The organism is Clostridioides sp. LIBA-6822 (genome assembly GCF_056688955.1).
This window is the reverse complement of record NZ_CP196995.1, coordinates 632,865-644,085: the sequence shown is the minus strand read 5'-3', so window position 1 is coordinate 644,085 and position 11,221 is coordinate 632,865. Positions and strand designations below refer to the sequence as shown.

General features: G+C 28.1%; 5 protein-coding genes and 2 pseudogenes. 4 read left to right on the top strand and 3 right to left on the bottom strand.

The window, feature by feature from the left end:
- Positions 1-231: 231 nt before the first annotated feature.
- Positions 232-516: pseudogene (locus ACTG48_RS03315) on the top strand (plasmid stabilization protein); the annotation flags it as partial.
- A gap of 551 nt (positions 517-1,067) precedes the next feature.
- Here the strand turns inward: ACTG48_RS03315 and ACTG48_RS03310 are convergent.
- On the bottom strand, positions 1,068-1,682 hold the full coding sequence (locus ACTG48_RS03310) for a TetR/AcrR family transcriptional regulator (RefSeq protein ID WP_021383245.1): 615 nt from the start codon (positions 1,680-1,682) through the stop codon (positions 1,068-1,070).
- A gap of 338 nt (positions 1,683-2,020) precedes the next feature.
- Here ACTG48_RS03310 and ACTG48_RS03305 point away from each other — a divergent pair, with 338 nt between their 5' ends.
- From ACTG48_RS03305 to ACTG48_RS03295, 3 genes are all read left to right on the top strand, one after another.
- Complete coding sequence (locus tag ACTG48_RS03305) at positions 2,021-2,665, top strand: nitroreductase family protein (protein ID WP_479918118.1); 645 nt, start codon at positions 2,021-2,023, stop codon at positions 2,663-2,665.
- A 593-nt stretch (positions 2,666-3,258) separates the two neighbouring features.
- Positions 3,259-3,657 carry a DUF6110 family protein gene (locus ACTG48_RS03300; protein ID WP_479918117.1) on the top strand — a complete coding sequence of 133 codons (399 nt, stop codon included), beginning with the start codon at positions 3,259-3,261 and terminating at the stop codon, positions 3,655-3,657.
- Positions 3,658-4,418: 761 nt separating this feature from the next.
- A complete protein-coding gene (locus ACTG48_RS03295) occupies positions 4,419-6,518 on the top strand; it encodes a heavy metal translocating P-type ATPase (protein ID WP_479918116.1) in 2,100 nt (699 codons plus the stop codon).
- Positions 6,519-6,676: 158 nt separating this feature from the next.
- On the opposite strand, the pseudogene ACTG48_RS03290 reads toward ACTG48_RS03295, so the two are convergent.
- A pseudogene (locus ACTG48_RS03290) lies at positions 6,677-9,811 on the bottom strand (hypothetical protein); the annotation flags it as partial.
- A gap of 126 nt (positions 9,812-9,937) precedes the next feature.
- The gene (gene tnpB / locus ACTG48_RS03285) at positions 9,938-11,047 is read right to left on the bottom strand and encodes an IS200/IS605 family element RNA-guided endonuclease TnpB (RefSeq protein ID WP_479918115.1); all 1,110 of its coding nucleotides are present in this window, start codon (positions 11,045-11,047) and stop codon (positions 9,938-9,940) included.
- Positions 11,048-11,221: the final 174 nt, after the last annotated feature.

Genomic DNA, 11,221 nt, shown 5'->3' with positions numbered 1-11,221 from the left:
AATGTTTATGTGGGTTATTCTAAGGAAAAAGGATTGAATTACTCTATAAATATAAATCTAAGAATAGCAGTAGCCAAAATGATTCATCATATATTTGTATAAAATTAATAAAAAAAATTATTAAAAACTAAATATAATATAACCGTTGCAGAATACAACACTTAAATTATGTTATAATAATAAAATAGGAGTGTGGACGGTATGGATGAAAAAATATTAACATTATTACATGAAATGCAAGGAGAAATCAAAGGAATTAATAGTAGACTAAACAATATGGAACATGACATTAAAGATTTAAAAACTGGACAAGTTGAAACTAACAACAGACTTAATACAATGCAAACTGACATTACAGAGATTAAAACAGATGTAAAAATTAATAGAAATACATTAGATGCTGTAATAAAACATACCTCTTCATTAGTAGAAGATACATCAGATATCAAAAATGACTTAAACAATATAGAGATTGTTACATCTAAAAATTGGAATGATATTGCTAAATTAAAGTAAATTAAATAATACATAAATTAAATTGGTTTAGAATTTGAATAGGTTCTTCAAAGAAATAGATGAATTTAGAAAAACATTGCAAAAAAATTAAGAATCACCTTAATAACAACTCAAGTAATTCATCAAATTAATTTGGTGTGCTTATTCAATTAAGAGACACTCTAACGTAAATAGTTTGTAGTCTCTCTTTACTTATTTTTAATACATAAAGGGGCTATCTGAAATTTGATTAAAAAATCGATTTTTATATAACCCCTTTTCTTGTACTCTTCTATGTATCCTTTAGTACCTGTAATAAATTGTTGCATCTTTTATTATATCCTTTAAAGTTTTGATTTATATATCGTCTATTATCATAAGTTCACTAGAATCTTCTATGGTTTCTTTTCAAGTGTTCCAAAGGTCTATTATCATACTACATAGATAGTTCACCCTAAATCAACTATAAAATGTTGTAAATGGGAGTCCTCTTTTTACAAGAACACCTTTTAAATATTTAAACAAACCCATTTTATCAACTCCTTGTATACTTACTTAATATCTAAAATTTATCATACATCTTTACGAATACCTACTGCCCTTAACGGACCAAATAACGACATTCTAGCAAGTATCAGTGCCATTTCCTCAGGAGATTCTTTCATGTTTTTTTCAAGCCAGTGTTGAATTACACCTAAGTCTGCTGAAAGTATATATTGTATAAAATATTCTTCTGAAATTACTGCCTCATCTATATTAAAATTTTTAATCTTTTGTTTCTCAAACAAATTACTTCCAATAAATCTTTTTATTTTTCTTTCAAAAGTAGGGTCACCCTTTGGACCTAAAATCGCTTTAATAATTACTGAATTTTCTCTAAAATATTCAAAAAGCTTTACCATAAATGGAAGAGGCTCATTCGAGGTATCTAGATTCATCATGTTGACTGAATCAAGATGTTTAGTCTCTTCTTCAATTTCCTGTATGATTTCATTTTCAATCTTCTCTAACAAGTCATACTTGTCAACATAGTGCAAATAGAAAGTTCCTCTATTTATATCTGCCCTCTGAGTTAAGTCAGTAACCGATATATTGTTAAATCCTTTCTCGTCTATTAACTCTGCTAAAGCAGACCTAATCATCTTTTTAGTACGTATTTTTCTTCTATCAATAGATGTTTTTTTCATGACTTATTTCCTCATTCTATATAAATTTTTTAACTTTAATTAACAATTCTCTAGTAAATGTCCATTACTTAACAGTTTAAATATTATTGTTTATTGCATAAAGCATTATAAATATTATAATATACATATAGATTATTAATCAACAATGTGTTCATAAAAAAAGCAAATTAATTTGAAGTAGATGTTTAACATGAGCGGAAAGTTTGCCTTTAATGGATACATTTTAGGATATCCTGAAAATAATATTAATGAAGATAAAAAATTAAATATAGATGAAATTGCGCAATAAATATAAATTTAATAATTTGGGTAGATGAATTGATTAATGGAGGATAAAAATGAACAATTTAGATAAAAACAATGTTAATGAAGTTTTAGATATGCTGTTAAGAACGCGAAGATCTGTAAGAAGTTTTACAAAAGAAGCACCCTCAAAAGAACTGGTTGAAGAAATAATTGAAACTGGAAGACTTGCACCTTATGCAATACTTGCAGTAGCAAAACAGACAGATTTCAGACATTTCTTTGTTATTTCAAATAACAGTTTACAAATGGATAAAATAAAAACTATTCTTGTTGATGTTATCAAAACTCAAATATCAAGCCTTGAGAAGGAGGCTGAGAACAACATTACTCTGCAATCCTTCATTGCTTCCTTAAAGATGCAAGTTAAAAAAGGTGTTCTCGGTATAGGGACATCACCTTATCTTATTATTGTAGCAGAACGTCGTGGAATACCAGCCATAGAACAAAAGTCATTATCTCATGTTATGCAAAATATGTGGCTTAAATCAACTGCTTTAGGATTAGGTTTTGAACTTGTTAGTGTAATAGGAAGATTGAGTAATAATAAAGATTTTTGCGATATTTTAGGATTACCAACAGGAGAATATGGATTTGATGCCTGTGCGATTGGCTTCCCTACAACATCTGTAACTAAGGAAGACAGAACCGTTCCTCATCCATCAATAAAATGGATATAATAAAATAAATATAATAAGGGAGTGTCTCAAAAGGAACCTTTTAGTTCATGAGACGCTCCCTTTTGTATGAAATCAAATATATTTTTATCATTTCGCCAATAAAAGAGAATTCTACCTCCATTTTTAGATAATCCTTATTAAGCATAAAATTCCACTCTAGAAAACTTCTTAATCTCATAATATTAAATACACCTACTCTACTCTTTCATAAATCAACTAAAATAATTGATATAAATTATCATTTGCTGTTGAAAATACCACTCGCTCGTGCTATACTTAATTTCATAAATGGTAATAAATGTCATATGATTTTGCAAATCTATTAATAATAATTATTATTAAGTTTTAAATTTTTGAAATTAATATCAAGAATTTTCTAAAATATAAAATAAATATAGAAAAATTGTACCAGTTAGCTAAGAGCTACTGCAACTTTCCAAACTACTTTTGTAAAATTATAAATTTACTGACATAGCTCAAGTAAAGCTTCTACACTCTATAAATAGTTTTTGTAAAACATACTCTACTTCTAGCATTTATTACTCTACACACAAATATAAATAAAATCTAATTAAACGAAAGGATAAGGTAAAATGAATATTTTAAAAATGAAAAAAACAGGGATATTTTTAGGAGGAGTACTTTTTGGTACTTTAGGCGTTAAGATACTTTCAAGTGACTGTGCAAAAAAAACTTGTACTCGTGCAACAGCAGGAGCATTAAAAGTTAAAGATTCTGTACTTGAAACAACTACTAAAATTCAAGAAAATGTAGAAGATATTTTAGCTGAAGCAAAAGAAATCAACGAACAGGAAGAATTATCGACATCTAAGGCAAATTCTGTACAAGAGGTTTCTAAATGCGAGCAAGAAGCTCCTAAGACTGATGCCGTAAAAACTGTAGAAGAAGATACTAATTCTAATAGCGTTAAATGTGAAGAAATCAAGGAAAATGAAACTGAAGATAAAAATAGTACTTGCACAGCAGAATAAATTTAACGATTATTATAATTAATAATATAAGGTACTATAGTTGATTATACCAAGTATTATAATTAATAATATAAAGTACTATAGTTGATTATACCAAGTATTATAATTAATAATATAAAGTACTGTAGTTAATTATATCAAATATTATGATTAATAATATAAGGTACTATCGTTGATTATACCAAGTATTATAACTAATAATATAAAGTACTGTAGTTAATTATACCAAATATTATAATCAATAATATAAAGTACTATAGTTGATTACACCAAGTATTATGATTAATAAAAATATTAGATATCATAGTTGATTATACCAAGTATTATGATTAATAAAAATATTAGGTATCATAGTTGATTATACCAAGTATTATAACTAATAATATAAAGTACTGTAGTTAATTATACCAAATATTATAATCAATAATATAAAGTACTATAGTTGATTACACCAAGTATTATGATTAATAAAAATATTAGATATCATAGTTGATTATACCAAGTATTATGATTAATAAAAATATTAGGTATCATAGTTGATTATACCAAGTATTATAACTAATAATATAAAGTACTATCGTTGATTATACCAAGTATTATGATTAATAAAAATATTAGGTATCACAGTTAATAGTTCCAAGTATTATAATCAATAATATCAAATATTATAATTAATTATACCAAGTATTACAATTAATAATATCAAGCATCATAGTTAATAGTTCCAAGTATTATGATTAATAATATCAGGAGGAAGTAAATTGAATTTTTATATAAAGCACGAAATAAGAGGTCGTATACGTTTTGATTTACAACTTGGTAAATTAAATAATAAGCAATCAGATACTCTCTTATATTATTTAACTTCTATAAATGGTGTTACTAAAGCAAAGGTTTACGATAGAACTGGTGACGCAGTTGTTTATTACACTGGAGAAAGAGAATACATAATAAGAGAAATCACCAAGTTTAGTTTTAATAATAGCGAAATAGAAAGCCTAGTCCCTGAACATACTAGCAGAGAATTAAATAATTACTATAGAGATAAATTAGTAAACAAACTACTAGTTAAAAGTGTATCTAAAATATTTTTTCCAAAGTCCTTAAGATTTTTCTTAATAGGATTTCACTCTATAAAATATTTTAAAAAAGGTATCTCTTCTCTACTAAATAAAAAAATAGAAATTTCTGTTTTAGATGCCACTGCTATAGGTATTTCTATTTTTAGAAAAGATGTCAATACAGCTGGGTCAGTCATGTTTCTTCTTGGTATAGGTGAATTACTAGAAGAATGGACTAGAAAAAAATCTATAGACGATTTGGCTCAAAGTATGTCATTAAACATTGAAAAAGTATGGTTAAAAAAAGATGATACTGAAATACTAGTTCCAATTTCAGAAATAAAGGAAGATGACTTAGTCAGTGTAAATATGGGAAACATGATTCCATTAGACGGAGTTATAGTGTCAGGAGAAGCAATGGTTAATCAAGCGTCACTTACAGGTGAATCTCTTGCAGTCAATAAAAGAGAAGGCTCCTACATATATGCTGGGACTGTAATAGAACAAGGCAATATTGTTATGTGTGTCAAAGAAAAAGCTGGTACTACTAGATTTCAAAAAATAGTAACCATGATTGAGGAATCTGAGAAGTTAAAATCTTCTGTAGAGAGTAAATTTGAACATCTGGCAGATACATTAGTTCCATACAGTTTTTTAGGAAGCATATTAACCTATGCAATTACTAGAAACCCAATAAAAGCACTCTCTATACTGATGGTCGATTTCTCATGTGCATTAAAACTTTCCATCCCTATTTCTGTGCTGTCAGCCATGAGAGAATGTAACAATCACAATATTACTGTAAAAGGTGGAAAATTCCTTGAAGGGGTTGCATGTGCAGATACTATTGTGTTTGATAAAACAGGTACACTGACAAAAGCTCAACCAACTGTTTCAGATATAATTACATTCCAAGATTATAATAAGAAGGATATGTTAAGACTTGCAGCTTGCTTAGAAGAACACTTCCCACATTCTATAGCAAATGCAGTAGTCTATGAAGCTGAAAAACAAGGACTTAGTCACAAAGAAATGCATACAGAGGTAGAATACATTATTGCACATGGTATCTCAACAAAAGTTGATGATAAAAAAGTTATAATAGGTAGTAAACATTTTGTATTTGAAGATGAAAAATGTACTATCCCAGATGGCGAAGAAGATAAATACAATAATCTATCAGATGAATATTCACATTTATTTATGGCAATATCGGGTAAATTATCAGCAGTTATTTGCATCAATGACCCTTTAAGAGAAGAAGCAAAATATGTAATTTCAAATTTGAGAGAATACGGAATCAAAAAGATTGTGATGATGACCGGAGATAGCGAAAAAACAGCTAAATCTATAGCAAGTAAAATTGGTGTTGATGAATATTATTCAGAAGTCTTGCCAGAAGATAAAGCCAACTTTGTCAAAAATGAAAAACTAAATGGTCGCAAAGTAATTATGATTGGAGATGGAATCAACGATTCCCCTGCTATTTCAGAATCAGATGTCGGAATTGCAATGAGTGAAGGTGCCGAGATAGCAAGAGAGATTTCAGATATTACTATATCAGCAGATAATTTGAATAACTTAATCGTTTTAAAACAGATTAGTAATAATCTTATAAAGAGAATAGATTTAAGTTCTAAGTTTATTATTAGCTTTAATTTAGGTCTGATTTTACTTGGTGTAGGTGGATTTATTAGACCAAGTACATCTGCCTTTTTGCACAATGCCTCTACTGTTGGAATAAGTTTAAACAGTATGACAAATTTATTAGAAGACTCTAATACTTATAACTACAATTAATCCTAATTATATAAAACATCCTTATAAAACACATGTACATATAAAAAATTTATAATTCATATTTAAAAAGAAGGAGTTGTCTCAAAATTGATTTTTTCTAATCAAATTTTAAGTTCAACTCCTTTATATACATTCTCTTTTATAAATTTCTTTAAAACTTATCCTTCAATTATAGTTTCAACTAACCTTTGTTCATAGCATTTTAAATCATTCTGTTTTAGATAATTAAATTCAGAATCTACATAAATACCACATCCCACAAATTCAATTGTCAAGTTAGGTATATTTTCTTTCAATATACTAGTCTGTTCATAAATAATTCTTTCCAATAAATCAACCTGTAATATAGAAAAATGCTTCATAATCTCTCCTTCATTATCTATATCTTTCTTGATTTCAAACCAATTTTTTGTCAAAACACCTTTCAAATCAACATATCCTATATTCTTTAATATGCTAATACTATCACTCCATGCATGTCTACTAGATTTTTCACTGTTCCCACTAGATTTTTCGAAATATAATTCTAATTTCTTCTTCTGTTCATTTGTAAGTAAATCATAAGAAAGCTTCTTATTAAAACGTGTCTTCAAAGAAACCTTTGCCATAGAATATGGACTTCTACCAGAGTTTAATCCTGCATTCTTGAATTTTTCTATTCCTTTATCTTCTACCGAAGACCATATTGAATTTATTGAATCTGAATCATTATACTTAATATCAAGACCATGTGTAATATCAATATAGTTTTGTGGAAATATATACTGATAATAGGCGTCTTTTATCTCATCATATAGTGAAAAATATCCTCTATCATATAAACGCATATGCACATTCACCTTTGGACTATCCTCTAAAATATATCGTCTAATATTAGGAATATTAGCATAAATAGTTACATATTTCATAGCATCAAAGTGTTGATTTACTGGAATCTCAAAGTTAATTTCCTCTCCAGTCAAAAGCTTTTTCACTTCTTCTTCACTACAAGCATATAAAGAATATGTATTTTCAAATCCTACTTTAGTCTTTCCACCTAAACTTCCTGCCAATGATACTTTTAGAATATGATTATCTGTTTTTTGCCATTGATAAGTATCTTGGTCTAGAAAATCTTTAATCTGTCTATTCTGCTCTTTAGCTTGATTTACAACCTCATTTTCGTCTTCTGTAATCCCTACATGGCATCTATTTAAGATATTTACTATATTACTTCCAAATGGGAATGTCCACAATTGAAAAGCTGCTGCCTCCACTTGACACAAATACCTAACCTGATTTAATTCAATTTGATGAATAAGTTTTTTCTGATACTCATTCATCTTATTACCACTATCCGACATTTGATAAATCAATTCTCCCATTGCAAGATTATCTTTTTTCTTATCAATCTTATCAGTAATGATAATCTGAGTTTCCATCATATCCTGCACTTTCTTGAATATTCCAGAAATCTCCTCTGAGTTTTCCATTTTTAACTTTGAAAATTTTATAATTAACTCCGTTAAAACATCCTTCATTTTTAACTTACTTATCTCATTTTCAAATATATCTTGATTTTTAACTGTACTATCAAATTTTTCTACAAATGGCACAATAGATTCTTTAAAAGTTTTATCTTTAAACTCTACCATCTGAGTATTTAACTCATCCAATTTTTTAATATTATTTTCTTTATCCTTAATTGCATCTTTTACAACCTCTATTTTACTTTCAAAACTAGACTTTACATTAAGACAATTATTAACACCACTAATTGCTGTATTGACAAGAGAACAAGCAGAACTACCAATACTTAAGACATTTTTAATAGTAGCTGTCTTTTGTTGTCTTTCAACAGCTTGCTTACTCTTTTCTAGTGCAGCCAGCTTGTCTTTTTGTTGCTTATTACTATAGTTTGCTTCTAACATACCTATTTCTTTTTTCTGGATTTTTGTGTAGATTTCCTCATACTCGCCTTCACTTAATCCATTTTTTGCTGCTGTGATATCACTATCTCTTTCTGCATAGTTAGCGTCATCTACAGACTTAACTATAATATCTTTAATCTGATTAAACTTCTCTCTTTTTCCTTCATCAACACCTGCTAAGTTATACGTCATTTTGTCTAAAACAATCTTTCTATCGTCATTTAACTGTTCTCCAAGAACAACACCAATACCATCAGAATCTAATTTAAAATCTGAAAACTCAACCATCCTGTTAGTCCAGTTGTATTCCTCTTCTTTAGCTGAAAGATTTTCATTCAAAGATTTTGCACTATCAAATGCTCCTAGACAAGCTTGACCAATACCACTAAATGCTGTTAGTAAGCTCAACGCGCTTTGTATTCCTGAAAGAATTAACTGTGTTTTCATTTGTTCCTCAAGTTTTTCCTGTTTTTCTTTTAGTTTCTCTATATCTTCTTTTTCATCTTCTTTCATCTTTAGAATCTCTTGAATTAATAGATTCATTTTTGCAGAAACAGAAAGCATTTTATTCTCAAGTTCATTTCTTAAAACTTCTATTTGTTTATTCCCAGATTCAATTTGAGTCAGTATACCTTCTTTATATGTGTTGAAATATCCTTCTTTTAATTTATCTTTCTGTCCTTGTTCCAATTCTTTTAAAGTCTTATCTAGATAATTTGTTAAAGCACGAATATCTGTAACACGATTTCCTCCAATTTCATTTTCCTCTATCATTTGCACATAGAATGCAGTCTTTTGCTCAAGTGCAAATAAAATCATACTCCATTCGCTAAAATTCTGTTTTTCTGCTATAAAAGATTCTATTTTATCAGACTGCATCAATTTATTTATAAGATATTCATAAATTTCTTTTGCCTCTTGATAAAATTCTTTCTTTATATTCATATCATCTATAGAAATTGGCTCTTTCTTTTTACTCTCAAATTTAAAGTACTTTTGAAGTATTTCTTTATTTAACTGCATCTCTACTTTCTCAACAGCATGAAAAATCTCATAAATATTTGAAAGTTCTAAAATATCAGCTTCTAAGATTCCTACTGCACACAATAGTTTAAGATTTCTATATCCCTTACTTCCAGTAAAACCGAATCTATCAAAGAACTCATAGAAGAATGTATCCATTGATAAAGAATACTCTTGCTTTAATAATTCCTTTTCTTTTAGTGCATTTCCAAAATGTCCTTCTTTTCCTTCTGCTCCATCTGAACCTGAATCTTCACGTTTGTTAATCGTCCAATCCTTATGCTTTTCATAAAGAGCATTTAATTTCACTCCATCATCTGCTACTTCATTTTCTATTGAAGCATGACTCAGTACATATCTCTGAACCTCCCATGACTAAAGTCACAGGGTTCCTGTTTCATAGAATTTCGCATACTAAAATATGTCTTACCAATTCTCCACAGGCTATCCCCGTAGTTCCTACGGTTCTTACATACGTTATCTATTTTAAACTGTTATTAGTCTTAATCCTTCTTTTAGTATATTTATACTCGCATTTATGTCTCTATCGTGAGTTACATTACAACAAGGACAAATCCATTCTCTTATATTTAAACTCTTAGCTTCCTCGTTTTTGTACCCACATTTATTGCATATTTGTGAACTTGCAAAGAATTTACCTACCTTTACAATTTGTCTACCATACCAATTAGCCTTATATTCTAATTGACGAACAAATTCTGACCATGACACATCAGAAATTAAGCGAGATAGTTTACTATTTCTAGTCATATTCTTTACTTGTAAATCCTCTATGCAAATAATATCATTCTCTCGTATTAATTTAGTAGATAGTTTTTGTAGAAAATCCTTCCTTTGATTAGCTATATGTTCTTGAAGTCTTGCAACTTTTAATCTTGCTTTATTTCTATTTAAACTACCAATTGTTTTTCTCGATAGTTCTCTTTGTAATTTAGCAAGTTTGTTTAATGACTTTAGAAGATACTTAGGATTTTCTATAAATTGTCCACAACTTGAGATACAAAATTCTTTAATTCCTAAATCTAAACCTATCTTACTATTAGTATTTTCAAATGCTTCAATATCTATATCAGTACAGCATAATGATACATAATATTTACCACTTGGCTCATTAGATACAGTAGCATTAAGTATTCTCCCTTGAGGTCCTTGTTTATCCCTTACTTTAACCATACCAAGTTTAGGTAATTTTATATATTGACCACAGTACATAATGTTTCCATTTGTAAAGTTAGTTCTATATGAAAACCTATTAGTTTTCTTTGATTTAAATTTAGGAAATCCTGTATTTTCTTTAAAGAATTTTTTATATGCGTTTTCTAAATCTTTTAAGGTGTTTTGTAGTGAAAATTTGTCAGGTTCTTTAAGCCACTTTAATTCTCTTTTTAAATTGGTCAAATCAGAACTGCACTGTTTATAAGTAAAAGTTTCTTTATCACTTTCATAAACTTCTATTTTTTTAGAAAGATATTTATTATATACAAATCTACAACATCCAAAAGTTTTGTTAATTAACTCTTGCTGTTTTTTATTTGGATACATTCTAAACTTATAAGCTTTTTCCACTACTATCACCTCACTTTAATTGTTTTTTATGATTATTAATATACATATCCGAGTAACTTCTATTTTTCATCACCCATTATAATATTAACAAACGTAATTATTTAAAACAATTATTTCGAAGGTTTTATATTTATTTCTAAATAACATATGTAAGAACCATAAGTCCTAACTTTTATCATTTTT

What these genes read in the sequence shown, in the direction of transcription:
- ACTG48_RS03300 (WP_479918117.1), top strand. Translation starts at nt 3,259, where the DNA reads ATGAATATTTTAAAAATGAAAAAAACAGGGATATTTTTAGGAGGAGTA.
- ACTG48_RS03305 (WP_479918118.1), top strand. Translation starts at nt 2,021, where the DNA reads ATGAACAATTTAGATAAAAACAATGTTAATGAAGTTTTAGATATGCTG.
- ACTG48_RS03310 (WP_021383245.1), bottom strand. Translation starts at nt 1,682, where the DNA reads ATGAAAAAAACATCTATTGATAGAAGAAAAATACGTACTAAAAAGATG.